The organism is Streptomyces sp., assembly GCF_019510245.1.
Lineage (GTDB): Bacteria > Actinomycetota > Actinomycetes > Streptomycetales > Streptomycetaceae > Streptomyces.
This window is the reverse complement of the sequence record NZ_JAEKKT010000122.1, coordinates 61,952-87,614: the sequence shown is the minus strand read 5'-3', so window position 1 is coordinate 87,614 and position 25,663 is coordinate 61,952. Positions and strand designations below refer to the sequence as shown.

Annotated in this window: 23 protein-coding genes and 1 pseudogene; 11 read left to right on the top strand and 13 right to left on the bottom strand. The window is 71.3% G+C overall.

Annotation, left to right across the window (positions count from 1 at the left end; translation table 11 throughout):
- Positions 1-146 precede the first annotated feature (146 nt).
- From JF597_RS12290 to polX, 7 genes are all read right to left on the bottom strand, one after another.
- Positions 147-1,523: an 8-oxoguanine deaminase gene (locus JF597_RS12290; protein ID WP_293993040.1), complete on the bottom strand. Its 1,377-nt coding sequence runs from the start codon at positions 1,521-1,523 to the stop codon at positions 147-149.
- 115 nt (positions 1,524-1,638) lie between these two features.
- Complete coding sequence (pucL, locus tag JF597_RS12285; RefSeq protein WP_293993037.1) at positions 1,639-2,535, bottom strand: factor-independent urate hydroxylase; 897 nt, start codon at positions 2,533-2,535, stop codon at positions 1,639-1,641.
- A 4-nt stretch (positions 2,536-2,539) separates the two neighbouring features.
- A complete protein-coding gene (gene uraH / locus JF597_RS12280) occupies positions 2,540-2,947 on the bottom strand; it encodes a hydroxyisourate hydrolase (protein WP_293993034.1) in 408 nt (135 codons plus the stop codon).
- 4 nt (positions 2,948-2,951) lie between these two features.
- Positions 2,952-3,464 (bottom strand): 2-oxo-4-hydroxy-4-carboxy-5-ureidoimidazoline decarboxylase, encoded by a 513-nt coding sequence (gene uraD / locus JF597_RS12275; protein ID WP_293993031.1) that lies wholly within the window; start codon positions 3,462-3,464, stop codon positions 2,952-2,954.
- 153 nt (positions 3,465-3,617) lie between these two features.
- Positions 3,618-3,983 (bottom strand): helix-turn-helix domain-containing protein, encoded by a 366-nt coding sequence (locus JF597_RS12270; protein ID WP_293993028.1) that lies wholly within the window; start codon positions 3,981-3,983, stop codon positions 3,618-3,620.
- Entirely contained in the window at positions 3,980-4,234 is a 255-nt protein-coding gene (locus JF597_RS12265; protein WP_293993025.1) for a hypothetical protein, read from the bottom strand. Before JF597_RS12265 ends, JF597_RS12270 begins: the two co-directional genes overlap by 4 nt.
- A 130-nt stretch (positions 4,235-4,364) precedes the next feature.
- Positions 4,365-6,107 (bottom strand): DNA polymerase/3'-5' exonuclease PolX, encoded by a 1,743-nt coding sequence (polX, locus tag JF597_RS12260; protein WP_293993022.1) that lies wholly within the window; start codon positions 6,105-6,107, stop codon positions 4,365-4,367.
- Between the two features lie 133 nt (positions 6,108-6,240).
- Here polX and JF597_RS12255 point away from each other — a divergent pair, with 133 nt between their 5' ends.
- From JF597_RS12255 to JF597_RS12240, 4 genes and pseudogenes are all read left to right on the top strand, one after another.
- Entirely contained in the window at positions 6,241-7,080 is an 840-nt protein-coding gene (locus tag JF597_RS12255; RefSeq protein ID WP_293993020.1) for a TIM barrel protein, read from the top strand.
- Between the two features lie 125 nt (positions 7,081-7,205).
- Entirely contained in the window at positions 7,206-8,099 is an 894-nt protein-coding gene (locus JF597_RS12250; protein ID WP_293993017.1) for a 2-hydroxy-3-oxopropionate reductase, read from the top strand.
- A 270-nt stretch (positions 8,100-8,369) separates the two neighbouring features.
- Positions 8,370-8,582 (top strand): annotated as a pseudogene (locus JF597_RS12245) (catalase-related domain-containing protein); the annotation flags it as partial.
- A gap of 348 nt (positions 8,583-8,930) precedes the next feature.
- Complete coding sequence (locus tag JF597_RS12240) at positions 8,931-9,173, top strand: hypothetical protein (RefSeq protein WP_217548210.1); 243 nt, start codon at positions 8,931-8,933, stop codon at positions 9,171-9,173.
- 198 nt (positions 9,174-9,371) lie between these two features.
- Here JF597_RS12240 and gcl read toward each other — a convergent pair whose 3' ends face one another.
- A complete protein-coding gene (gcl, locus tag JF597_RS12235) occupies positions 9,372-11,156 on the bottom strand; it encodes a glyoxylate carboligase (protein WP_293993014.1) in 1,785 nt (594 codons plus the stop codon).
- Between the two features lie 208 nt (positions 11,157-11,364).
- Between gcl and JF597_RS12230 the strand changes: the two genes are divergently transcribed.
- On the top strand, positions 11,365-12,042 hold the full coding sequence (locus JF597_RS12230; RefSeq protein ID WP_293993011.1) for a hypothetical protein: 678 nt from the start codon (positions 11,365-11,367) through the stop codon (positions 12,040-12,042).
- A gap of 123 nt (positions 12,043-12,165) precedes the next feature.
- Here the strand turns inward: JF597_RS12230 and JF597_RS12225 are convergent, their stop codons facing one another.
- Together JF597_RS12225 and JF597_RS12220 are read right to left on the bottom strand one after the other, a co-directional pair.
- A complete protein-coding gene (locus JF597_RS12225; RefSeq protein WP_293993009.1) occupies positions 12,166-13,773 on the bottom strand; it encodes an AMP-binding protein in 1,608 nt (535 codons plus the stop codon).
- On the bottom strand, positions 13,770-15,452 hold the full coding sequence (locus JF597_RS12220; protein ID WP_293993007.1) for an AMP-binding protein: 1,683 nt from the start codon (positions 15,450-15,452) through the stop codon (positions 13,770-13,772). Before JF597_RS12220 ends, JF597_RS12225 begins: the two co-directional genes overlap by 4 nt.
- Before the next feature lie 128 nt (positions 15,453-15,580).
- On the opposite strand from JF597_RS12220, the gene JF597_RS12215 reads away from it, so the two are divergent.
- From JF597_RS12215 to JF597_RS12205, 3 genes are all read left to right on the top strand, one after another.
- Positions 15,581-16,420 (top strand): helix-turn-helix transcriptional regulator, encoded by an 840-nt coding sequence (locus JF597_RS12215; protein WP_293993004.1) that lies wholly within the window; start codon positions 15,581-15,583, stop codon positions 16,418-16,420.
- A gap of 144 nt (positions 16,421-16,564) precedes the next feature.
- Positions 16,565-19,366 carry an AAA family ATPase gene (locus tag JF597_RS12210; RefSeq protein WP_293993001.1) on the top strand — a complete coding sequence of 934 codons (2,802 nt, stop codon included), beginning with the start codon at positions 16,565-16,567 and terminating at the stop codon, positions 19,364-19,366.
- A gap of 201 nt (positions 19,367-19,567) precedes the next feature.
- Positions 19,568-20,359 (top strand): serine protease, encoded by a 792-nt coding sequence (locus tag JF597_RS12205; protein ID WP_293992999.1) that lies wholly within the window; start codon positions 19,568-19,570, stop codon positions 20,357-20,359.
- Positions 20,360-20,450: 91 nt separating this feature from the next.
- Here JF597_RS12205 and dmpI read toward each other — a convergent pair whose 3' ends face one another.
- From dmpI to JF597_RS12190, 3 genes are all read right to left on the bottom strand, one after another.
- The gene (dmpI, locus tag JF597_RS12200) at positions 20,451-20,633 is read right to left on the bottom strand and encodes a 4-oxalocrotonate tautomerase DmpI (RefSeq protein WP_293992996.1); all 183 of its coding nucleotides are present in this window, start codon (positions 20,631-20,633) and stop codon (positions 20,451-20,453) included.
- 305 nt (positions 20,634-20,938) lie between these two features.
- Positions 20,939-21,127 (bottom strand): hypothetical protein, encoded by a 189-nt coding sequence (locus tag JF597_RS12195; protein ID WP_293992994.1) that lies wholly within the window; start codon positions 21,125-21,127, stop codon positions 20,939-20,941.
- Positions 21,124-22,305, bottom strand: coding sequence for a winged helix DNA-binding domain-containing protein (locus JF597_RS12190; RefSeq protein ID WP_293992991.1), 1,182 nt, complete (start codon positions 22,303-22,305; stop codon positions 21,124-21,126). The genes JF597_RS12195 and JF597_RS12190 overlap by 4 nt, the downstream gene beginning before the upstream one ends.
- A 193-nt stretch (positions 22,306-22,498) precedes the next feature.
- On the opposite strand from JF597_RS12190, the gene JF597_RS12185 reads away from it, so the two are divergent.
- The 3 genes from JF597_RS12185 (at position 22,499) to JF597_RS12175 (ending at position 25,552) form a co-directional block, all read left to right on the top strand.
- Positions 22,499-23,683, top strand: coding sequence for a magnesium and cobalt transport protein CorA (locus tag JF597_RS12185; RefSeq protein WP_293992988.1), 1,185 nt, complete (start codon positions 22,499-22,501; stop codon positions 23,681-23,683).
- A 132-nt stretch (positions 23,684-23,815) separates the two neighbouring features.
- Positions 23,816-24,964 (top strand): hypothetical protein, encoded by a 1,149-nt coding sequence (locus JF597_RS12180; protein ID WP_293992985.1) that lies wholly within the window; start codon positions 23,816-23,818, stop codon positions 24,962-24,964.
- Between the two features lie 66 nt (positions 24,965-25,030).
- Positions 25,031-25,552, top strand: a complete 522-nt coding sequence (locus tag JF597_RS12175) for a hypothetical protein (RefSeq protein WP_293992983.1) — start codon at positions 25,031-25,033, stop codon at positions 25,550-25,552.
- Positions 25,553-25,663 lie beyond the last annotated feature (111 nt).

Below are 25,663 nucleotides of genomic sequence, written 5' to 3'. Positions count from 1 at the left end.
GAGAGGAGGACGGTGACCGTTCCCGGGCGCGCGCAGGACAGCGCGCGCCCGGGAGAGGGCCGCCGTGGACCCCGTTCGGGGCCACGGCCACCGGCCGGGAGCCGTCCCTCCCGACCGGAGCTCAGGTGCCTTGCACAGGAGCGGAGTTACTGCGCGGCGATCCGCGCGAGCCGCTGGGCCTCGGTCCGCGTGGCGCGGGCGATCGCGTCCTCGTCGACGTGCAGCAGCCGGCCGTCCTCGACGATCTGACGGCCGTTCACGAAGGAGGCGGTGACCGGGGCCGCCGCGCCGAAGACCAGGGCGGTCACCGGGTCGGCGATGGAGGCGTGGGCGAGGGTGTCCAGCCGCCACAGGACCAGGTCGGCGAGCTTGCCGGGTTCGAGGGAGCCGATCTGGTCGCCGCGGCCCAGCACCCGGGCGCCGCCGTGGGTGCCGAGGCGCAGCGCCTGGCGGGCGTTCAGGGCCGCTTCCCGGTGCGCGCCGAGGCGGTTGATCAGCAGTGCGTTGCGCAGTTCGGTGTGGAGTTCGCCGGACTCGTTGGACGCGGTGCCGTCGACACCGAGGCCGACCGGGACGCCGGCGGCGAGCATGTCGGGGACGCGGGCGATGCCGGCCGCGAGGCGGGCGTTCGAGGACGGGCAGTGGGCGACGCCGGTCTTCGTGCGGGCGAACGCGGCGATGTCGGAGTCGTTCATGTGGACGCAGTGCGCCATCCACACATCCTCGCCGAGCCAGCCGGTGGACTCGAAGTAGTCGGTCGGGCCCATCCCGAACAGCTCCTTGCAGAACTGCTCCTCCTCGACGGTCTCCGAGCCGTGGGTGTGCAGGCGCACTCCGAGCCGACGGGCCAACTCCGCTCCCTGTCGCAGGAGTTCGGTGGAGACGGAGAACGGCGAGCAGGGGGCCACGGCCACCTGGGTCATCGCGTCGAAGGAGGGGTCGTGGTGCTCCTCGACGGTCGCCTCGGTGGCGGTGAGGGCTCCTTCGAGGGTCTCGACGGCGAAGTCCGGGGGCAGGCCGCCGTCCTTCTCGCTGCGGTCCATGGAGCCGCGGGCGAGGGTGAAGCGGACGCCCGTCTCGCGGGCGGCGCGGATGACCGCGCCGGAGAGGTCGCCGGAGCCCTTCGGGTAGACGTAGTGGTGGTCCATCGCGGTGGTGACACCGCCGCGGGCCATCATGGCGAGCGAGCCCTGCGCGGCCGCGTACACCATCGGCTCGTCGATGCGCGCCCAGGTCGGATACAGCGCGACCAGCCAGTTGAAGAGGTTGTGGTCGGTGGCCAGGCCCCGGGTGATCCACTGGTAGTAGTGGTGGTGGGTGTTGACCAGGCCGGGGGTCACCAGGTGGCCGGTGGCGTCGATGCGCCGTACGACGTTCTCCAGGCCCTCGGGAGCACGGCCGGCGCCGAGCGACTCGATCCGGTTGCCGGCGATGACGACGTACCCGCTCGCGTACTCGGTGTCGTGGGCGTCGACGGTCGCGATCGAACAGTTCTCGATGACGATGCGACGGTCTGCTGCCATGGTTTCGTCCTTTTGGCTCAGTGGAGCTGTGGTGAGGGCACGGCAAAACCCCGAAGGATTTGAGTGCCTCGGCCGGGGAAGCGGCTTCCCCGGCCGAGGGTGCCGAAAAGGGTGTTCAGAGGTTGCTGAGGTCCACCGGGATCCGCGGCTCGCAGCCGTCCCGGACGACGGTCGCCTCGATCAGGCCGTAGGGCCGGTCCGCGGCGTAGTAGACCTCATTGTCGTTCTTGAGGCCGAAGGGCTCCAGGTCGACCAGGAAGTGGTGCTTGTTCGGGAGCGAGAAGCGGATCTCGTCGATCTCGTCCCGGTTGTCGATGACGCGCGACCCCATCTGGTACAGGGTCTGCTGGAGCGAGAGGGAGTACGTCTCGGCGAAGGCCTGGAGCAGGTGCTTCCTGGTCTGCTCGTAGGACCTCTCCCAGTCTGGCATCCGCTGCTCGTCGTCGGTCCAGTTGAACCGCCAGCGGCCGGACACCTCGGTGGCCAGGATGCGGTCGTAGGCCTCGGGCAGGGTCGTGTACCTGTCCTTGACGTAGCCCCAGAACTCGGAGTCGGTCGAGTTCATCACGACTAGGTCCTTCAGACCGGAGACGACCTCCCACGACGTACCGTCGTAGGTGATCTGGGCGAGCCGGGTCTCCTGGCCCTTGCGGACGAAGGAGTGCGCGCCCTTCCCGGCGTGCTCGATCCGCTCCCACGTGTACTCCTCGATGCGGATCCGGGCCCGGTGGATCGGCTCCTGCGAGGTCACGAAGTGGCGGGCGAGGTGGATGCCGAACTGCTCGGCGGACTCGATGCCGTGCTCCTTGGCGAACGCGAACACCGTGTTCTTGGTGGTGTCGGTCGGCAGGACGTTGGCGTTGGAGCCGGAGTAGTGGACCTCGTCCATGTCGCCGGAGAGCGACACCGAGACGTTGAGGTCCTTGATGTGGTGGGTGGCACCGTCCCGCGTGATCTTCACGACCCGGTTCTCGGCCTTGCCGTACTGGTTCTGCCCAAGAATGGTAGGCATGTAGCTAGCTCCCTCGGTAAACGGAGTAGCCGAACGGGTTGAGCAGCAGCGGTACGTGGTAGTGCTCGCCCGGTACGACGGCGAAGGTGATCGCCACCTCCGGGAAGAACACGGCCGGTCCGCTGTCCCGATTCGCGGGGGCGTCCTGCTGCGCATCGGCTTGCTTCTTCGCGGTTTGCTCTTCGAAGTACGACTCGACGGCGAAGTCGAGCCGCACGTGTGTCGTCCCCTCCGGCAGGTCCGGAAGGTCCTTGCACCGGCCGTCGGCGTCGGTCGCGCTCCCGCCGAGCGCCTGCCAGCCGGCGTCTTCGCCCCGGCGGGCCGCGAGCCGGACGGCGACGCCCGCGGCGGGGCGGCCGACGCTGGTGTCCAGGATGTGCGTGGACACGGAGGCGGTGGTGCTGGTGCTCATGGTCTCAGGCGTCCCCTTCGACGAGTCGGGCGAGCCGGATGCGGTTGATCCTGCCCAGCTCGGTGCGGACGATCTCCCGCTCCCGCTCCGGCGGGTTGCCGATCCGCTCCCTGGCCGCGTCCCGCATCTCCTCGCCGGTGCGGCCGGTGGCGCAGATCAGGAAGACATGGCCGAACCTCTCCTGGTAGGCGAGGTTGAGTTCGAGCATCTCCGCCTTGAGGCCGTCCGCGGCACCGGCCATGCCGGACTGCTCCCGGGCCGAGGTGGGGTCGCCCGGCCTGGGGCGGCCGATCGGCGGGTGCCCGGCCATGGCCTCCGCCAGGTCCGCCGCCGCCAGGCCGGCCGTGGCGGCGTCACTGGCGGAGTAGAGGGCTTCGGGGGTGGCGTAGGGGCGGTCGGCGAGCAGGCGCCGGGCCCATGCCGTGGAGGCGCACGCCTCGCGGAGGACGGCGAGTGCCGCGCCCTCCTCCAGGTCGTTGAACCGGGCCAGGCCCGGGGGCGTGGAAGTCGACGTCACGGGAGCCTCCGTGGCCGTGTGCGGCCTTCGTGCTGAACGGGCTGCCGTCAGCTAACGCCCTCCGGAACCCGGCGTCAACACTTTGTTGAAAATTCCGCGTAACAACCCCCGATCACGCCCCACGCGTCACCCCCCGGGGCACCCCCCGCGGGGTCAGCTCTTCTCGCGGTTCAGGTAGTTGTAGACGGTGAAGCGGCTCACCCCGAGCGCGCTCGCCACGGTCTCCACGCCGTGCCGTACGGAGAAGGCGCCTCGCGCCTCAAGTATGCGCACGACCTCCTGCTTCGCCTTCCGGTCCAGGTCGGCCAGCGGTTTGCCCTGCTTGCGCTCCATGGCGGCCAGGATGTGATCGAGGGAGTCCGCCAGCTGCGGCAGCCGTACGGCGACCACGTCGACACCCTCCCAGGCGAGCACGACGTCGTCGGCGCCGGCCTCGTCGGGCGGGAGCATCTCCCCGCCCATGGCGTCGACCAGCGGCTTCACGGCGGTGATGAAGGGTTCGTCCCCGTTTCCGGTCACTTGCCGTCACCCTCCCCCACCACGTTGAGCTGGAGCGAGATCCGGGTGGCCCCGGCCTCCAGGGCCCTGCGCAGCAGCGCGTCCACCGCGGTGAGCACGGCGTCGGAGCCGCCCTCCGCCGTGTTCCCGAACGGCCCGACGTCCACCGCGTCCAGCGCGGCCGCCTCGACGACCTCACGGGCGACCAGCGCGTGCGCGGGGGCCTCGTCGAGGTCGAAGGGCTCGGTGGTGAACTCCACTCTCAATCGCATTGCGCCCCCAGAACACGTCCCTGACCAAGCCGCGACGTACCCACTCCGGCCGCCACGAGGCGACCCTAACGGACCATGGCCGTCCTCCGCCCGCCGCGCGGCCAAGCCGCCGGAGCACGGCGGACCGGGCTCAGTCGCGTCGCTTGCGCAGGAAGCCCCGCAGCCGCCGCTCGGGCCAGGTGTTGATCACGTCGTCACCGGTGAGCCAGCCGCGCTGGGCGGTGCCGATGCCGTACCGCATGGTGTCGAGGTGCGGGACGGCGTGGGCGTCGCTGTTCACGGCGAACCGCACGCCGTGCCGGCGGGCCCGCAGGATGTCCTCGTCGCGCAGGTCGAGGCGGGCCGGGTGGGCGTTGATCTCCAGGGCCGTGCCGGTGCGGGCGCAGGCGGCGAAGACCGCGTCGAGGTCGGCGTCGATGCCGGGCCGCTTGCCGATGAGGCGGGTGGTGGGGTGGCCGATGATGTTGACGTGCGGGTTCTCGCAGGCCCGGACGAGCCTCCTGGTCAGCTGCTCGCGGCTCTGGCCGAAGTGCGAGTGCACCGACGCCACGCACAGGTCGAAGCCGGCGAGGAAGTCGTCCGGCCAGTCCACCCCGCCGTCGGGCCCGATGTTCAGCTCGGTGCCGTGCAGCAGCCGCAGCCCGCCGCGCCGGCCCCTGGTGGGGTACGTGCCGTCCAGCTCGCGCACCCGTTCCCGCTGGGCCAGCATCCGCTCGTCGGTCATGCGCTGCATGGCCATGTCGGGCGCGTGGTCGGTGATCGCGTAGTAGGCGTAACCGCGCCGCGCGGCCGCCTCGGCCATCTCCTCCAGCGGGGCGAGCCCGTCGGTGAGGTCGGTGTGGGTGTGCAGGTCGCCGCGCAGGTCGGCCTCGGTGACCAGCTCGGGCAGCTCGCCGCGCAGCCCGGCCTCGATCTCCCCGCGGTCCTCGCGCAGCGGCGGCGGGATCCAGGGCAGGCCGAGCCGGGCGTACACCTCCTCCTCGGTCGCGGAGACGATCTTCTCGCCGCTCTCGACGTCGAAAAGGCCGTACTCGGAGAGCTTGAGCTTCTGGTGTACGGCGATCTCCCGGGTGCGGATGTTGTGGGCCTTGGAGCCGGTGAAGTACTGCAGCGCGGCGCCCCACGAGTCCGGCGGTACGACCCGCAGGTCGACGTCGAGGCCCTTGCCGGTGCGGACGGACGTCTTGGTCCTGCCCTGCCCGATGACCTCGGTGACGTACGGCAGCCCGGTGAACGCCTTCATGAGCGGCGCCGACTCCTTCGCCGCCGCGAGGATGTCGAGGTCGCCGATCGTCTCCCGCATCCGGCGCAGTGATCCGGCGTACGCGCACCGCTCGCAGCCGGTCACCGCGGACAGGGCACCGACGATGTCCTCCGCGAGGTCCGTGGCCAGGTCGAGCTGCACCCGGCCGCCGGCGGACCGGAGCAGTTCGATGCCGTGGAGGATGTTCTCCTCGGTCTTCGGCCCGAAGCCCTTGAGGTCGCGCAGCCGCTCCTGGTGGACGGCGTCGGCGAGTTCCTCGACGGAGGAGATGCCGAGCTCCTCGTAGACCGCCATCGCCTTCTTCGGACCGAGGGTGGGCACGGCCGTCAGCCGCCGGACCCCGGCGGGGATCTTCGCGCGCAGTTCGTCGACGGCGGAGACGCTGCCGCTGTCGAGGTATTCGAGGACCTTCCGGGCGATCGACTTCCCGACGTTCGGGATGTCCTGGAGGGCCTTGAGGTCGAGGGTGGCGACATCGGCGTGGTGGCCGCCGACGGACCGGGCGGCCTTCTCGTAGACACGCGCCTTGAAGGCGTCGCCGCCGGTGATCGAGATGAGGTCCGCGTACTCCTGGAACAGCGCGGCGACCTCGTCGTTGGAACGGGCCACACCTCCAGGGTAGGGCGCGGGATGTGCGCGGGCGCTCTTGACAGCCCTCCGGGACCACAGGCAGTCTTCCATTAAGCAGAAGACAACTTCCGTAATACGGAATACGAGCCAGTGGAAGGGAGCGCCGACCCCCATGGGATTCGCAGAGCAGCGCTTCACCGTCAACCTGTCGATCCTCTTCACGGAACTCCCGCTCCTGGAGCGCCCGGCGGCTGCCGCCGCGGCCGGTTTCCCGGCGGTCGAGCTGTGGTGGCCCTGGGTCGACTCCCCCACCCCCGAGCGCTCCGGGCTCGACGCGCTGAGGAAGGCGATCGAGGACGCGGGTGTCCGGCTGACGGGCCTGAACTTCTACGCCGGCCGGCTGCCCGGACCCGACCGGGGCGCCCTGTCGGTCCCGGGCGCGGAGTCGGAGCGGTTCCGCGCCAACATCGACGTGGCGGCCGGCTTCGCCCGGTCACTCGGCTGCACGGCGCTCAACGCGCTGTACGGCAACCGCGTCGACGGCGTGGACCCGGCCGAGCAGGACGCGCTGGCCCTGGAGAACCTGGCGCTCGCTGCGCGCGCGGCCGACCGGATCGGCGCGGTCCTGCTGATCGAGGCGCTCAACGAGCCCGAGTCGCCGCGGTACCCGCTGGTGTCGGCCCCGGCCGCCGTCGAGGTCGTCGACAGGGTCAACGAGGCCACGGGACTCGGCAACGCCCGCTTCCTGATGGACCTTTACCACCTGTCGATGAACGGCGAGGACCTGCCGTCGGTGATCGAGCGGTACGCCGCGAAGACCGGCCACGTCCAGATCGCCGACAACCCGGGCCGCGGCGCCCCGGGCACGGGGTCGCTGCCGCTGGAGGACCTCCTCGGCGGGTTGCGCAAGGCCGGGTACGACGGCTGGGTGGGCCTGGAGTACAAGGCGGGCGACCGCCCGAGCGCGGACGCCTTCGACTGGCTGCCGGTGGACCGACGCGCCACCCGTTGATGTGACCGTCCCCGGGGGCTGCCGCCCCCGGACCACCGCTCCTCCTTCGGCCTCGTCCTCAAACTCCCCCAGAGGGGGACCCCCAGACGGGCTGTGTGATTGACGTATCCAGAGAGGCACCCCCTATGAGCAACACACTCCCCAAGATCGCCTGGATAGGCCTCGGCATCATGGGCTCCCCCATGTCCGAGAACCTGGTCAAGGCGGGTTACGACGTCACCGGCTTCACGCTGGAGCAGGACAAGCTGGACCGGCTGGCGGCCGCCGGCGGCACCGCGGCCACCTCCATCGCCGGGGCGGTGCGGGACGCGGACGTGGTCATCACCATGGTCCCGGCGTCGCCGCAGGTCGAGGCCGTCGCGTACGGCCCGGACGGCATCCTCGCCAACGCGCGGTCCGGCGCGCTCCTGATCGACATGTCGTCCATCACCCCGCAGACCTCCGTCGACCTGGCGAGGGCGGCGCGGGACCGGGGCATCCGCGTGCTCGACGCGCCCGTGTCCGGCGGTGAGGCCGGTGCCGTCGAGGCCGTGCTGTCCATCATGGTCGGCGGCGAGCAGGCCGACTTCGACACCGCCAGGCCGATCTTCGAGACGCTGGGCAGGACCATCGTGCTGTGCGGTCCGCACGGCTCCGGCCAGACCGTGAAGGCCGCCAACCAGCTGATCGTCGCCGTGAACCTCCAGGCGTGCGCCGAGGCCGTGGTCTTCCTGGAGAAGTCCGGCGTGGACCTGACGGCCGCGCTGGACGTGCTGAACGGCGGCCTGGCCGGCTCGACCGTGCTGACCCGGAAGAAGGACAACTTCCTCAGCCGCGACTTCCGGCCGGGCTTCCGGATCGACCTGCACCACAAGGACATGGGCATCGTCACGGACGCGGCCCGCAACGTCGGCGCCGCCCTGCCCGTCGGCGCCGTGGTGGCCCAACTCGTCGCTTCCCTGCGCGCGCAGGGCGACGGCGGCCTCGACCACTCGGCACTGCTGCGCGCGGTGGAGCGCCTGTCCGGCGCGCAGGTCTGAGCCGGCCCCCCCATGACTTCCGGGCGGTGCCGGTGCCGACACCTGTCCTGTCGCGCCCAGGCGCCGGCACCGCCCGGAAACCACCTCAACAAACTGTTGACGCCCCAGCCGACCCTGCCTAGGCTCCGCGAAGCGGAAGTGATTTTCCGCTGGCATCCGCACGGAGGGCCCACGATGTCGAAGCGCGCGCTCACCACCGAGTCCGGCGCCCCGGTCGCCGACGACCAGCATTCCGACGGGGGCACCTCTCACGCCTCCATCGCCGCGCAGCACGCCAAGGACGACGACTTCTTCCAGGCGGGCGGGCGGTATCGCCTGGTGTCCGCGGAGGAGCGGCAGCGGCTGGTGGCGAACATCGCCGGCAGCCTCTCGCAGGTCACCCGCGACGGCGTGATCGAGAAGAACCTCGCTCACTTCCACGCCGCCGACCGGGAGTACGGCAGGGGCGTGGCGGAGGCGGTCCGCGCCCTGCGCGAGGACTGACCCCACAGGCGGCCCGCGGCGGCCGACCGGCCCGGATGAGGGGTGGCCGGTCGGTGTCTGCGCGCGGGCGGGGCGAGGACCGCGACGGCGTGCGAGCCAGTGCGGTGGTGAAGGAACCGGACGCTCTTCTCGACCAGAGGGAAGGACGCCCCGGCTCCGTCGCACCCGCCGCGGTCCCAGCCACACCCTGGGCCCCGTCCGGCGGCGCGAACGTCCTGTCGCGCCCAGCCTCGCGCCGTCGGACGGCCACAGCCCAGGAGAGCCCCACGGCCCGAGCGCCGGATGCGGAACCGCCCGCGTCCGGCGCTTCGGCGTGCGTTCCCGGCCGTGCCGCAGGAGCCTTGTGGCATGACTGCACATCCACCGACCGAGTTCCCGCACATCGTCGTGCACGCCCCGGCGTTGGACGGCTCCCGGCGGGTCACCGAGGGCGACGTCACCCTGGGGATCGCCTCCCACCTCGACGACGTGATCGAGATCCTGCGCATGGCCGACCTGGACCGGATCGAGGTCGAGGAGAGCGACCTCATCGAGTGGCAGGGCGGCGGCCCGGACGACTGGCCGGGCCTGAGCGAGCATCCCGAAAGCTGATGTAACGGGACGAACGGGCCGTCCGATCCTCAAATCAAGCTCTGAACTGCGTTCAACATGCTTCAACCGCCGCAGTCAGGGGGCATATTCACGTCACACGGTGCCCGCCGGCACGGGGGCGGCGGGCACCGAGTCACCTACGACGCGGAGCGGGCGGTCCATCCCGGGGATGGACCGCCCGCTCCCGTCTTCGCCGGCTCAGACCTTCAGCGTCCTGATCGACGTCGGGGCGTGCCCCGGCTCGGTCGCGACCTCCTCGAACTCGACGACGTTCGAGATGTCGTTGGTGGTCGACATGGAGATGTCGGTGACCCGCTCCAGGATCGCCTCCACGACGACCGGCACCCGGTGCTCGGCGGCCAGCTTCCTGGCCTCCTCGAAGGCCGCGCCCAGCTCCGCCGGGTCCGTCACCCGGATCGCCTTGCAGCCGAGGCCCTCGGCGACCTTCACGTGGTCGACTCCGTAGACGCCCAGCTCGGGCGAGTTGATGTTCTCGAACTCCAGCCTGACCTGGAAGTCGATGTCGAACGCCCGTTGCGCCTGGCGGATCAGGCCCAGGTAGGAGTTGTTGACCAGGACGTGGACGTACGGGATCTTGTGCTGCGCGCCGACCGCGAGTTCCTCCAGCATGAACTGGAAGTCGTAGTCGCCGGAGAGGGCGACGACGGACGCCTCCGGGTCGGCCTTGGCCACGCCGAGCGCGGCCGGGATCGTCCAGCCGAGCGGGCCCGCCTGGCCGCAGTTGATCCAGTGCCGGGGCCTGAAGACGTGCAGCATCTGGGCGCCGGCGATCTGCGAGAGGCCGATCGTGGAGACGTACCGGGTCTCCGGGCCGAACGCCTTGTTCATCTCCTCGTAGACGCGCTGCGGCTTGATCGGGACGTCGTCGAAGTGGGTGCGGCGCTGGAGGGTCGCCCTCTTCTCCTGCGCCGCGGCCACCCACCGCGAGCGGTCGGGGAGGCCGCCCGACGCCTTCAACTCCCTTGCCGCCTCGACGAAGAGCTCGAGGGCCGCCTTCGCGTCGGAGGCGATGCCGTAGTCGGGGGCGAAGATCCTGCCGATCTGGGTGGGCTCGACGTCCACGTGGACGAAGGTGCGGCCGGCCGTGTAGACGTCCAGCCTGCCGGTGTGGCGGTTGGCCCAGCGGTTGCCGATGCCGAGGACGAAGTCGGACTCCAGGAAGGTCGCGTTGCCGTAGCGGTGCGAGGTCTGCAGGCCCACCATGCCGGCGTTCAGCTCGTGGTCGTCGGGCAGGACGCCCCACCCCATCAGGGTCGGGACGACCGGCGTACCGGTCAGCTCGGCGAACTCGACGAGGAGTTCGGCGGCGTCCGCGTTGACGACCCCGCCGCCGGCGACGATCAGCGGGCGCTGCGACGCGTTCAGCATCCCGAGCGCCTTCTCGATCTGGGCCCGGGTGGCGGCGGGCTTGTAGACCGTAAGCGGTTCGTACGTCTCGGGGTCGAACTCGATCTCGGTGAGCTGCACGTCGATCGGCAGGTCGATCAGGACCGGGCCCGGACGGCCGGAGCGCATCAGGTGGAAGGCCTGCTGGAAGACGCCCGGGACCTGCGCGGCCTCCAGCACGGTGACCGCCATCTTCGTGACCGGCCGCGCGATCGAGGCGATGTCGACGGCCTGGAAGTCCTCCTTGTGGATCACCGCGGTCGGGGCCTGGCCGGTGATGCAGAGGATCGGCACGGAGTCGCCGGTGGCCGAGTAGAGGCCGGTGATCATGTCGGTGCCGGCCGGGCCCGAGGTGCCGATGCAGACGCCGATGTTGCCGGGGCGGGTACGGGTGTAGCCCTCGGCCATGTGCGAGGCGCCCTCGACATGGCGGGCGAGGGTGTGGTGGATGCCGCCGGAGGCCTTGAGCGCCGCGTAGAAGGGGTTGATCGCCGCGCCGGGCACACCGAACGCATCGGTGACGCCCTCGCGCTTGAGGATCTCAACTGCCGCGCGGGCAGCGGTCATACGAGCCATCGAGAACTCCTGCTTTCGGCTGTCGGATGCCTGCTCCCGTCGCGCCCCGCGGTGAGCATCGTCTCGTATTTCCGTAATACGGAAAATAACTTCTACTATCTGAAATCAATGTAGGTGCGGTGACGAACGTCGTCAAGGGACGGACAACCGGGCCCCGGCGGGAGCACCATGGGACGGCTGAACCGACGCGACGCCTGAGGTGGGGGCCATGTCCGAGAGCGTGCCGGTGCGCTGTCCGGCCTGTCGGCGCGAGCACGTCTACACCGCGCCGTCGTACCCGTGCGCCTGCGGCTCGCCGGTCACCCCGAGCCTGGACGGCACGGCCGGGCCGACGCCGGTGGCGCACCGCGCCTGGGACGCGGACTGGGTGACGGTGAGCTGCGGCTCCTGCGGCCGCCGGGACCAGTGGCCGCAGCCGGAGCTGGGCTGCCCGTGCGGGGCGGTGCTGCGCATCGCGGTCGCCGGCGGCGTGTCCGCGCCGCCGGCGGAGCCCGGGCCCGAGCCCCGGGCGGCCTTCCGTCCCGTGACGATCCGCACCGCCCGGGACGCGGTCACCGCGGCCGCGCTCTACCTGCGCTGGCTCGGGTACCGGGACATCCGCCGCGCCGACCAGCGGCCGCCGTCCGGCATCGGGCTGGCCGCCAAGGGGCTGGTGGCCCAGGTGGACCCGACCGTGCAGCCGGCCTCGCGGCGGGACGTGGAGTGTCTGTGGCTGACGGCGATGACGGAGGACTCGGCGTGCGTGTACTTCTCCCTTGCGGGGTACGCCGAGGAGGCGCGGGAGCGGGCCGACGCCCTGGGGGTGCCGTTGTTCGTTCTTGACTTCACGGGGACGCCGCAGCCGGTCAACAGTCCCGCCGATGAACTGCACGGCTCGGGTACGTGAGCAGCCGCGGGCCGGCGGGGGCTGGTCGCCCAGTTCCTCCCCCAGCCTTCGGCCGGGGGTACCCCCAGCGCCCCTACGGGGCGCGACCCCGGCGGGGCGCTGACCCGTGCGGGGCGCTGACGCTCACGGGGTGCTGTAGTTCTCCCTCAGCTCGATCTTGCGGACCTTGCCCGAGACCGTCATCGGGAAGTCGGTCAGGATCTCGATGCGGCTCGGGATCTTGTAGTGGGCCAGGCGGCCCTCGCAGAAGGTGCGGAGTTCGTCCAGGGTGGGCGGGGTGGCCGGGTCGTGCGGGATGACGCAGGCCAGGACCTCCTCGCCGTACCTCTCGTGCGGCACCCCGACCACCTGGACGTCCCGGATCCCGGGGTGGGCGTAGAGGAACTCCTCGACCTCGCGCGGGTAGATGTTCTCGCCGCCCCGGATGATCATGTCCTTGATGCGGCCGACGATCTCGACGTACCCGTCCTCGCGCATCATCGCCAGGTCGCCGGTGTGCATCCAGCGCCCGGAATCGACGGCCTCCGCCGTCTTCTCCGGCTCGTTCCAGTAGCCGAGCATCACGCTGTAGCCACGGGTGCACAACTCGCCCGCCGTGCCCCGGGGCTGGGTGACCCCGGTGGCCGGGTCGACGATCTTGACCTCCAGGTGCGGCAGCACCCGGCCGACGGTGCCGGTGCGGTGTTCCAGGTCGTCCTCGATCCGGGTCTGGAGCGAGACCGGCGACGTCTCCGTCATGCCGTAGCAGATGGAGACCTCCGCCATGTGCATCTCGGCGACCACCCGTTTCATCACCTCGACCGGGCAGGGCGAGCCCGCCATGATGCCGGTGCGCAGGGTGGAGAGGTCGTACGTCGCGAAGTCGGGGAGGTTGAGCTCCGCGATGAACATGGTCGGGACGCCGTAGAGCGAGGTGCAGCGCTCCTGCTGGACGGCCTCCAGGGTGGCCCTCGGGTCGAAGGACGGGGCCGGGATCACCATGCAGGCGCCGTGGGAGGTGGCGGCCAGGTTGCCCATCACCATGCCGAAGCAGTGATAGAAGGGCACCGGGATGCAGATCCGGTCCTGCTCGGTGTAGTCGATCAACTCCCCGACGAAGTAACCGTTGTTGAGGATGTTGTGGTGGGAGAGCGTGGCCCCCTTCGGGAAGCCGGTCGTGCCCGAGGTGTACTGGATGTTGATGGGGTCGTCGCAGGACAACTCGGCCGCCCGGGCCGCCAGTTCGGGTCCCTGCTCGGCCGTCCCGCGGGTGGTCAGCGCCTCCCAGCTCGGGTCCCCGATGTAGACCGTCTCCCGCAACTGCGGGCACCTGCCCCGCACTTCCTCCACCATCGCCCGGTAGTCGCTGGTCTTGTGCCGCAGCAAGGCGAACAGCAGGGAGATCCCGGCCTGGTTCAGGACGTACTCGACCTCGTGGGTCCGGTAGGCCGGGTTGATGTTGACCATGATCGCGCCGATCCGGGCGGTGGCGTACTGCACGAGCACCCACTCGGCGCAGTTGACCGCCCAGATGCCCACCCGGTCGCCCTTGGCGACTCCGCTCGCCAGCAGCGCGGTGGCCAGCCGGTCCACGTCCTCGGCGAACCGGGCGTACGTCCAGCGCCTGCCGGTCGCCACGTCCACCAGCGCCTCGCGGTCCGGCCAGGCCGCGACCGCCCGGTCCAGGTTGGCCCCGATGGTGTCGCCGAGCAGCGTGGTGCCGCTCGTGCCGTGCGTGTACGACGAACTCACCGGAAGTCCTCCTCGCGGTACTCGTGGGCCGAGCCGGCGGCCGTGGCCTCGCGCAGCTCGATCCGGCGGATCTTCCCGGACACGGTCTTCGGGAGCGGGGCGAACTCCAGCCGCCGGACCCTCTTGTACGGCGCCAGCACCTGCCGCGAGTGGTCGAAGAGCACCTTCGCGGTGTCCGGGCCCGGCTCCCAGCCCGCCGCCAGGACGATGTACGCCTTCGGCACGGCGAGCCGCAGCTCGTCCGGCGCGGGCACGACGGCCGCCTCGGCCACCGCCTCGTGTTCGAGGAGGGCGCTCTCCAGCTCGAACGGGCTGATCTTGTAGTCGGACGCCTTGAACACGTCGTCCGCGCGGCCGACGTAGGTGATGTAGCCGTCCTCGTCGCGCGAGCCGATGTCCCCGGTGCGGTAGTAGCCGCCGGCCATCGCCTCCGCCGTACGGTCGGCGTCCCCGTGGTAGCCGGTCATCAGGCCCACCGGCCGCGCCGCCAGGTCGAGCGCGATCTCGCCCTCCGTCGCGCCGGGGGCGCCACTGACCGGGTCCAGGAGCTCGACCCGGTACCCCGGGCTCGGGCGCCCCATCGACCCCGTCTTCAGCTCCTGCCCCGGGCTGTTGGAGACCTGCACGGCCGTCTCCGTCTGCCCGAACCCGTCCCGGATGGTCACGCCCCAGGCCCGCCGCACCTGCTCGATCACCTCGGGGTTGAGCGGCTCGCCCGCCGCGACGACCTCGCGGGGCGGGGTCGCCAGCTGGCTAAGATCCGCCTGGATGAGCATGCGCCACACCGTCGGCGGGGCGCAGAAGGACGTCACGCCGTGCCGGTCCATCTCGGCCATCAGCCGGCCCGCGTCGAAGCGCGCGTAGTTGTGGATGAAGACCGTCGCCTCGGCGTTCCAGGGGGCGAAGAGGTTCGACCAGGCGTGCTTCGCCCACCCCGGCGACGAGATGTTCAGGTGCACGTCACCGGGCTTGAGGCCGATCCAGTACATGGTCGCCAGGTGCCCGATCGGGTACGAGGTGTGGGTGTGCTCGACCAGCTTCGGGCGGGCGGTGGTACCCGAGGTGAAGTAGAGCATCAGCGGGTCGTCGGCGAGGGTGGGACCGTCGGGCACGAAGTCGGCCGAGGCGGTGTACGCGTCCTCGTACGGCTCCCAGGGCCCGGCCTCCGACGCCGGCAGCCCGCCCACCGCGATCCGGGTGTAGGCGCCCGGCACCTCGGCGAACTTGGCCGCGTCCTCGGCGCGCACGATCACGTGCTTCACGCGGCCCCGCTCGACGCGGTCGCACAGGTCGGCCGGGCCGAGCAGCGGGGTGGCCGGGATGACCACGGCCCGCAGCTTCATCGCGGCCAGCGCGGTCTCCCACAGCTCGGCCTGGTTGCCGAGCATGACCAGGATGCGGTCCTCCGGCTCGACGCCCCGCGCGCGCAGGTGGTTCGCGACCCGGTCTGAGCGCCCGGACAGCTCGGCGAAGGACAGCTTCGTCTCCGCGCCGTCCTCCTCGACGATGTGCAGGGCGGTGCGGTCGTTGCCCTCGGCGATGACGTCGAACCAGTCCAGCGCCCAGTTGAAGTGGTCCGGACGCGGCCAGGCGAAGCCCTCGTAGGCGGTGGCGTAGTCCGCACGGTGTTCCAGCAGGAAGTCCCGTGCCCTGCGGAAGTCGTCCGTCGCACTCGTCATACGCGTCTCCTTCGGTACCGGACCATTGCCGGGCGGCTCTCTGGCATCGTGTAATCCGTGATGCAGGTCTCACTACCCCCGAACGGGGGTGTGGACAGCACGAGGCCGGGGTCGAAGGGGCAGGACAGGTGGCAGCAGAGGTCACGGGGGCGGTGGAGATACGTGGTGCGCTGTCCAGACTCCGGCGCACCACCGGGCTCCCGATCGCCTTCGGCGGGCTGGTCGAGGCGGGCCGCACGCAGGTCCGGATCAGCGAGCTGACCGGCACCAACACGGCGTCGCTGCGCTCACTCGCGGTCACCTCAGGGAACGGCCTGGGCGGCAAGGCGGTCGAGCTGGCCCGCCCCTGCGCGGTCGTCGACTACTCGGCCTCCCGGCAGATCAGTCACGAGTACGACATCCCGGTGGCGGCCGAGGGCCTCCGCTCGGTGCTCGCGGTACCGGTGGTGGTACGACGCCGGGTGCGGGGCGTGCTGTACGGCGCGCTGCGCGCCGCCCAGCCGTTGGGCGACCGCACGCTGGGCGCGGCGGTGGCGGCGGCCCGGGACGTGGAGCAGGCGCTGGTCGTGCAGGACGAGGCCAGGGGGCTGCTGGCGGCGGCGCGGCCGGAACCGGCCGTCGCAGGGGATCCGGGGGCCGCCTGGGAGCAGGTGCGGGAGGCGCATGCCGCGCTGCGGGCCCTGGCGCCGCGGATCACCGACCCGCAGCTGCGCGCCGAACTGCTCGCCGCCTGCGGGCTGCTGACCGCGCCGGCGCCGGATCCGCGGGCCCAGACGGTGCTGGCGCCCCGGGAACTGGACGTGCTGGCATGGGTGGCGGCCGGGGCGACCAACGCGGCGGTGGCCGAGCGGCTGGGGCTGCGGCCCGAGACGGTCAAGGGCTATCTGCGCTCGGCGATGCGGAAGCTGGGCGCGCACACCCGGGGGGAGGCGGTGTCGGCGGCTCGTCGGACGGGGGTGTTGCCATAGCCGGAGGGGACCCATTCCATTCATGCGGACGCGCAGTGAATTGCCATATGCGAAGCCCCTGTTATTTCCCTCACCACGCCGTTCGGCCGGATTTCAGGGTTCATTGCCTAGAATTTGGCTGGGACACGACACACGAGGGGAGCGGTGACCGTGCGACGGGACTTCCAGGAGCCTGCCAGATGCCGCCCCGACCTGGTCATCGGCCGGGCGGAGCTGTTCGCGGCCGCCCGGGAGCAGCTCTCCTCGGGAGGCAGTGTCCTCCTGCACGGGCCCGCCGGAATAGGTAAATCGACCGTCCTGCGGGCGCTGGACGCGGAATACGCCGGCACCGCCCGCACGGTGTTGCGCTGCTCGGCCACCGAGTCCGAATCCCATCTTCCGTTCCTCGCCCTCGCCGACCTCTTCGGCCTGGTCCTCGACGACGTCTCCGCCCACCTGCCCGGCGCCCAGCGCACCGCCCTGGAGTCGGCGCTCACCGGCCGGGGCGAGTCCACCCTCCAGCGCGACGGCCTCGCCCTGCGCCTCGCGGTGCTCTCCACGCTGCGCGTGCTGGCCGCCGAGGGGCCCGTACTGATCGTCGCCGACGACCTCCAGTGGCTGGATCCGGCCAGCGCCGAACTCCTCGGCTTCGCCGCCCGCCGCCTCGGCGGCACCCCGGTCCAACTGCTCAGCGCGGTCCGCACGGAGGGCCAGGAGTACGACCGTCACCTACGCGCGTCGCCCCCGGACACCGTGGCCGTCCGCCTCGGCGCGCTCAACCGCAAGCAGGTCTCCGACCTCCTCGACCACCGCGGCCACACCGGGCTGAGCCGGTCCACGGTCCGGGAGATCCACCGCACCAGCGGCGGCAACCCGCTGTTCGCCCTCGAACTCGGCCGCGCCCTCGCCGAGAACCCGACCCCGCCCCGCCCCGGCGAGCCGCTGCCGGTGCCGACCTCGCTGCGCGCCCTGGTGCTCAGCCGCCTCGACATGCTCTCCGTCGAGGCCCGCCGCACCCTGCTGGTGGCCAGCGCCGGCGCCCGCCCCACCCAGGCCCTGCTGCACGCGGCCGGCCGGGAGAACGCCGAGGCGGAGTGCGCCCAGGCCGCCGAACTCGGGCTGCTGGCCACCGAGCCCGAGGGCCCCGCCGTACGGTTCGCGCACCCCCTCATCTCCGCCGCGCTGTACGCGGAGGCCCCCGCGCAGGAGCGCCGGGCCGCGCACGCGGCGCTGTCCACGGCCGCCTCCGACCCGATCGAGCGGGCCCGGCACCTGGCCCTGGCCACCACCGGCACCGACCCGGAGGTCGCCGACCGGCTCGCCGAGGCCGCGACCGAGGCCCGGGACCGGGGCGCGCCGTCGGTGGCCGCGCAGATCGGCCTGCTCGCCGCCCGGCACACCCCCGGCGACCACACGCCCACCCCGGACGAGCGCCGGCTCCAGGCCGCCGAGGACGCGACGAGCGCGGGCGAGATCGACCTCGCCCAGGACATCGCCCGCGAGGTGCTCACCCACGCCACCCGGCCGGCCGACCGGGTGCGGGCCTGGATCCTGGTGATCGACTCCGCCGGCCACACCATGACCGAGGTGGACGCGGCCTTCCCGCACGCCCTCGCCGACGCCGGCGACGACCCGCGGCTGCTCGGCAAGGTCCACTACCAGCTGGCCTGGCGGGCGCTGATCGTGGGCGGCGACTTCACCGAGGCCCGGCAGGCGGCGGCGCACTCCGCCGACCTCGCGGCCGTGAGCGGCGACCGGCGCACCGAACTCCTCGCCCTGTCCCTGCAGGCCCAGGTCGAGACCCTGATGGGCCATCCGGCGGCGCCCGCCACCATCAAGCGCGCCCTGAAGGAGCCCCAGGACCCGAACGTGGCCTGCCATCACAACGGGGCGGGCAGCGCCAGGTTCCGCTGGCTGGTGATGGGCGACCAGCTGGCCGAGGCCCGCGCCACCGTCACCGCGCTGCTGCGCGAGGTGCGCCGCCGCGGGCAGGTGGAGAGCGAGGTGCACTTCCTGCGCGGACTCGCCGAGACCGAACTGCGCTCCGGGCACTGCGGCCGCGCCCTCGACCTGGCCCGGGAGGGCCTGCACCTCGCCCACGACTCCGGGATCGGCGAGACCGCCTCCGCGATGCTCACCTCGCTGGCCGAGGCCTCCGGCGGCGACGTGGACCGGGGCCTGGCACTGGCCAGGGAGGCCGTGGAGCACGCCGAGCAGGACGGCGACACGATGTACCTGTCCCGGGCCCTGGGCGCCCTCGGATACGCCCAGTTGGTGGCCGGCGACCCGGCGGGCACCGTCCGTTCGCTGCGCCGGGTGCGGGAGCTGGAGCAGAGCCTCGGCATCACCGACCCGGCCCGCGGCCGCTGGCAGGGGGACCTCGCCGAGGCGCTCGTCCGGGTGGGTGAGCCCGCCGAGGCACAGGACGTCATCGACGTCACCCGTCAGCACGCGCTCCGGCTCGGCCGGGAGAGTGTTCTCGCCGCGCTCGACCGGGCCGAGGCGCTGGTCCGGGCGGCGGACGGGGAACGGGACACGGCCGTCACCCTGCTGACCTCCGCTCAGGACCGGTTCGCCAAACTGGGCTACGGCCTGGAGGAGGCACGGGCCGCGTTCGCACTGGCCACGCTGCGCGAGAGGCGCTCCCCCGCGGCGTTCGACGAAGCCACCCGGCTGTTCCGGCGGTGCCGGGCGCTGCCGTGGCTGCGGCAGGTGGACGAGGCCGTCGCCGCACCGGAGCCGCCGGTCGAGGCGCCGGCCGCCCTCGACGCGCTGGACGGGCTGGCCGCGATGGAGCGTCAGGTCGCCGCGCTGGTCATGGAGGGCGCCACCAACCGGGAGATCGCCGCCCGGCTGTTCATCAGCGTCAAGACGGTGGAGGCCACGCTCACCCGGGTCTACCGCAAGCTGGGCATCCGATCGCGCGTGGACATAGTCCGTTTGGCCGCGGAGCGACGCGCGAAGTGAGAGTGCTCCCGGTTAACTGAGGCGGACCGAGGGTTTTCCCTCCCCCATCCCCCTAGGGGGTTCCCTCATTGGGAGGGTGGGGTTCCGGGTCCTAGCTTATGGATGTGCCGCTCGCCCGGGCATACGGGGGTCGGTCCCGCGACCCCCGTGCACCCCCACACCCGCGCGACCCCCCACCGGCAACCCCCACTGAGGAGACTCATGTTCGGGCAGAACCGCGCAAGAAAGGCCGCCGCCGCCCTGGTGGCGATCCTTGCGGCCGCAGCGACCGCGCTGATCGCGTCCCCCACCGCGTCAGCCGCCCCCCAGCCGATCGTCGGCGGCACCACGACGACCACGACCACGTACCCGTTCATGATGCAGATCACGGATGCGTCCGGCAGCCAGTTCTGCGGCGGCACCCTGGTGTCGGCCACCAAGGTGGTGACCGCCGCGCACTGCATGGAGGGCGAGTCCACGAGCAGCGTCCGCGTGGTCGGCGGCCGCACGTACCTGAACGGCACCAACGGCACGGTCAGCAAGGTCAGCAAGATCTGGATCAACCCGGACTACACGGATGCCACCAACGGCGACGACGTGGCCGTCCTGACACTGTCGACGTCGATGTCGTACACGCCGGCGCCGTACGTGACGTCCTCCCAGACGGGCCTGTACGCGGCCGGCACCACGGCCCGCATCCTCGGCTGGGGCACCACCTCGGAGAACGGCAGCTCCTCCAACCAGCTGCGGACCGCGACCGTCCCGATCGTGTCCGACTCCAGCTGCAAGAGCTCCTACGGTTCGGACTTCGTCCAGTCCGACATGGTTTGCGCCGGATACACGTCCGGCGGCGTAGACACCTGCCAGGGCGACAGCGGCGGTCCCCTGCTCATCGGGGGCGTCCTGGCAGGGATCACTTCCTGGGGAGAGGGGTGCGCGGAGGCGGGTTACCCGGGTGTGTACTCCCGGCTGACCACCTTCTCGGACCTGGTGACCGCGCAGGTCAACTCGTAACCAGAAGGTCTCCCGGGTATCCCCCGGGTGAGTGACCAGGGGGCGTTGCGGGCTTCCACGAGCAGCCCGCAGCGCCCCCTATCCATGTCCGCTACCTGTCCGCGGTGAGCTTCCCGGCGGCGCCCCAGCTGTCGGCCGGGACCTCGTGGATCCAGACCTGCACGGTCTCGGCGAGGATCTTGTAGGCGTCGACGAACGCGTCGGTGACGCGCCGCACGAGGTCCCGCTTCAGCTCGGTGTCGCGGGGGCCCTGCTGGATGGTGACGATCGGCATCGCTGAACTCCTTCGAGTGGATGTCCCGTTCGGGGTCCCGTTCGGGGTCCCGTTCGGGGTCCCGTTCGGGGTCCCGTTCGGGGGCCCGTTCGGTGGGTCCAGTCCGTCGCCTCGGACGCCGGCGACCAAGAAGCAGATCCCGACCGCAGCGACCAGCTTTCGTGATCGCCGCAGGCCAGGAGCAGGGTGGCCAGGGGCGGGCCGGGGGCGGCGGGCACGGCGAGGCCCGTGGGCAGGGCCAGGCCGGGCGCCCGGAACGGTACGAAGGCCACCCTCGGGGTGTGCAGCACGCGTGCGTGGGACGCTTACACCACCGTCCACAGGGGACGGGTGCCGATGCCGGCGAGGGTGTCCTGGAGGGAGCCCGGTGACGGTCCCGGCAGCGACTCGAAGCCGGCCTCGCGACAGGCGCCGACGACCAGGTCGACGAGGGCGGGGTTGGTGCGGCGCCTCCGGCGGAGCGCCGGGCGGCGGGCCCATTCGCCGCCGGTCATCGCCCTGCTTGGGCTACGACGGTCCCGAACCGGATGTCGTGGTGCTCACCGGGGTGCAGGGTGGCCAGCATCCGCTCGCCCTCTTCCATGATCGCGGCCCGCTCCGCGGCCCCGCCGGCCTGTGGCCCGAAGACCTCGATGACCAGGGCGTCCTCCGCCAGCTTCCACACACCGGCCAGGAAACCGTCGACGAGCAGGGTGCGGTGGGCCTGGTTGCCCCGCCAGGCGCGGCCCCGGTGCTCGGGCGGGACGACCCGGGTGCGGTCGGCGTGAGAGAGGAGGAGGTTGTCGAACTCGGGGAGGAAGCGGGGCGGGGCCGGGGTCCCGGGGTCGGGGCGGGGCGCGTCGGGGAGGTCGAAGAGCTCGGTGCCGGTCTCGTCCCGGAAGGTGAGGAGACGGGGCCGCAGCCGTTCGAAGGCCTCGCGGAGCCGGGTCAGTCCGGCCCAGGTCTGCATGTCCCTGACGGAGGCCGGACCGAAGGCGGCGAGGTAGCGCAGGACCGCGGCGTCCGTGGCAACCGCGGCAGGCACGACAGGCGGCGCAGCCGTGGCAGCTGCGGCAGCCGTGGTGTCAGGGGTGGAGGGCGGCTCGGCGGGGCGGCCGAGCCAGTGCTCGGCGGTGGTGAGGGCGACCTGCCCGGACCGGCCCCACAGCCCGCGCGGGGTGACCTGGACGAGGGGCAGCGTGCAGCGCGCGGCGACCGCGAGGGACTGCGGGTCGGCATCCGGCCACTCGGCACTCAGCGCCTCCCGCAGCCCGGGCATGGTGCGCGGCTCGGCCTCGACCAGGCCCCGGGCGAGCGCGGCGAGCCGGTCCAGGTCGACACCGGCCAGCCCTTTGCGGAAGGCGGTCAGTTCGCGGCTCCGGGCGGGCTGGACCAGCGGGCGCAGGGTCAGCGCGTCGGCGGCGGTGTGGGTGTGGATGGTCGACCGCAGGGTGACGATCCGGACCACCTCCCGGGCGGCCATCAGCTCGGAGAGCTGCTCGGGGGCGAAGCCGTCGAGCCGGGCGGCGAGGGCGTAGTAGGGCGGTTTGACGTTCTGCGCCTGGAGGCCGACGAGATGTGCCACGGCCTCCTTCGCCGACCGCGTCGAGCGGCGCAGCAGAAGCTGGCGGTCGAGGGTGGCGCGGTTGAGGGCGCGGGTGCCGAGGACCGGGCCGGACGGCTGATTCGTCATACCGGGCACGCTAACGCCGAACGCGGACAGATCCTGTCCGCATCTCTCACCGAATCCCGTCCGTGATTCGCTCCGCCGGGCCCGTATGCCCCGTATATCCTGCGACGAGACTCACCGATCACGCGTGATCACCGGCACCCCGCGCGGATCACACAGCTCACGCCGATGCAGACTCCACCGAGAGGCGGCCGCGATGTCCGAGCGACGCCCCAGCCCGGTCTCGAAGAACGGCGCGAACGGCAGGAACGGCCGGGGCACCAGAAGGTCCGTCTGGCGCCGCGCCCTGCCGCAGGAACAGGACGGGCCGGCCGGGCCGCCGGAGCCCGGGGCGGCGTCGGGCCGGGAGCCCGCCGAGCCGCCGAGCATCGTGGAGGCGGCGCTGTACAGCGACGGGGTGCGGGTGTCGACACCGGCGACCCTCGCGGAGACGTACCGCGAACTGCGCGAGACGCCCTCGGGGATGGCGTGGATCGGCCTGGCGCGCCCGACCTCGGACGAACTCCTCTCCCTGGCGACCGAGTTCGACCTGCACCCGCTCTCGGTCGAGGACGCGATGGAGGCACACCAGCGGCCGAAGCTGGAGCGGTACGGCGACACGCTCTTCGTGGTCCTGCGGGCCGCCCGCTATCTGGACGCGCCCGAGGAGGTCGACTTCGCCGAGCTGCACGTGTTCGTCGGCCCCGACTTCGTGATCACGGTCCGGCACGGCGCGGCCCCGGACCTCTCGGCGGTCCGCCGCCGTATGGAGGACTCCCCCGACCTCCTCAAACTCGGCCCCGAGGCCGTCCTCTACGCGATACTCGACGCGGTGGTCGACGGCTACGCCCCGGTCGTCGAGGGCGTCCAGAACGACATCGACGAGATCGAGACCGAGGTCTTCCGCGGTGACCCGTCGGTGTCCCGCCGCATCTACGAACTCTCCCGCGAGATGGTCGAGTTCCAGCGCGCGACCCGCCCCCTCGTCGGCATGCTGCACGGCCTGATGGCCGGCTTCACCAAGTACGAGACCGACGAGGAACTCCAGCGCTACCTCCGGGACGTCGCCGACCACGTCACCCACATCAGCGAACGCGTGGACGGCTTCCGCCAGGCCCTCACGGAGATCCTCACGGTCAACGCCACCCTGGTCACCCAGCAACAGAACGCGGAGATGCGGGCGTTGGCGGAGGCGGGGTTCGAACAGAACGAGGAGATCAAGAAGATCTCTTCGTGGGCGGCGATCTTGTTCGCCCCGACCCTGGTCGGCACGATCTACGGCATGAACTTCTCCCACATGCCCGAGCTGCACTGGGGGTTCGGATACCCCTTCGCGATCGGACTGATGGGGGTCGTATGCGCCAGTCTGTACGTTATTTTCAAGCGACGGGACTGGCTCTAGGGTCGAGCGCTCACCCACGCGGAGCTTGCGCCGTTCACTCTCGCACCTCCCCCAAGTGAGACAGTGACAGCAATGCGCCGCCTCGACGCCCACCTCATGGGACTGACCTTCAATTCGTGATGCCGGCCAGGGGTGACCCGCCGCTCAGCTCTGCCGGGTACCCGCGCCGACGACACCGCCTCGGACGGATCCTGCACCCGCCGGGACTACACCTTCGACAAGAACACCAACCGCACGGCCCTCGCCAACGCCACCGGTGCCGTCGGCGCCGCCTGCTCCAGCACCGACGCGACCACCACGACGTCGACGTACGACAGCGCGGACCGGCTCACCACCACCGGAGCCCTCTACGACGCCTTCGGCCGCACCACCACCCAGGCGTCCGGCACCACCATCGGCTACTACGCCAACGACCAGGTCCGACGCCAGACCATGGCCGGCAAGCGCCAGACATGGACCCTGGACGCAGCGGGCCGTCTCGCAGCCTGGACCACCGAGTCCCAAGGAACCGACGGCACCTGGACCCAGACGGGCTCCAAGGTCAACCACTACGGCGACGACAGCGACAGCCCCGACTGGACTGCCGAGGACGCTGCCGGCACTGTCACCCGCGCCGTCCAGGGATCCGACGGCAACCTCGTCGCCCTCACGACAGCGACCGGCAACCCCCATCCTCCAGCTCACCGATCTGCACGGAGACGACGAGTACGGCAACCTCGAAGGGTCCACCACGGCAGTGCGGTACGGCTGGCTCGGTGCCGAAGAACGATCGGCCGACACCGTCACCGGCTCCGTACTCATGGGCGCCCGCCTGTACGACACATCGACCGGTCGGTTCCTCTTTCCGGTGACCCCGAGTACGGCGGGTCATACGACGCCTACGAATACTGTCACGGAGACAGCGCCGACTGTGCCGACGTCAGCGGGGGTTACGGAGCGAACAGGTGGGGCTGCGGCGCGACCGTGGACCGCCCGCACAAATCGCACACCAACCCCCATGCGGTCAACGTGCACGCGGATCTCAAATGCAAGGCCAAGGTGCCCAGGTACTCGATCCACATCGCCCTCTACCGTTCACGCCGGTACGGATGGGAGCAGGTGGACACCGGGTACGTGAGCGGCACGAACAAGTACAAGGCCCGCGCCGTCGCCAACTGGGCGCCGCACGGCACCTGCTACTGCTACCTGGCAGTCGGGGATTTTCATGATCGCCGGAGGCAACACGAAAAACACCTCCACCGTGTACAACTACGACACCCACTACCTCAACGGCGAGTATGAGATGTGCGTCAAGTAACCGCCACCCCGCCCCTGTGTGTCATCCACTGGGAATCATCTCAACACCAGTTGACGACCCTTGCCCTCGGCAGTGAAACGACCGACGCCGCTGAGCGAGTGGCGATGGCCGCGCCGGCCGGCGAACGTGGAATCGTGTCCTGGTTTGACCTGCCCGCAGTCGCGCGGCAGAACGTCGTCCGCGCATGCCGCCCGATCCCGACTCTGGGCATGTACTGCGTGATCGATGACGAGCACGTCGAAGGGAACGAAGAGTTCCTGCGATGCGCCATTCAGGACACGGTGGAGCAGTTCCTGGAGAGGTTTCACGGCTGGAGCGATATTCACGTGGCCCTCGGAGATCCTTCGGCGGATTTTCGTGACCCGCTGGAGATTGGTCTCCGGACCGCGGGCATCGAACCTCACTTCACAGAGGACTCGCTTTTCCCTGGATTGCGTGCCCTGATCCGACTGACCGCGCTGGTCTGCCGAGAAACAAAGTCCAGAGCGGATATCCCCGAGGACGAAGACCTGCTGGAGATCTACGACACGTACACAGTGGGTTCTCTCTCCTCAGGTGAACAGCCCTGGTGAGAGACAAGCGCAGTAGGTAGCAGCAAGACCCTGCGCGGGGTCGATGCAGCCCGCTTCCACCCCGGGCCGCATCGACCCCGCAGCGATAACAGCCAACTGGCAGCGCCAAGT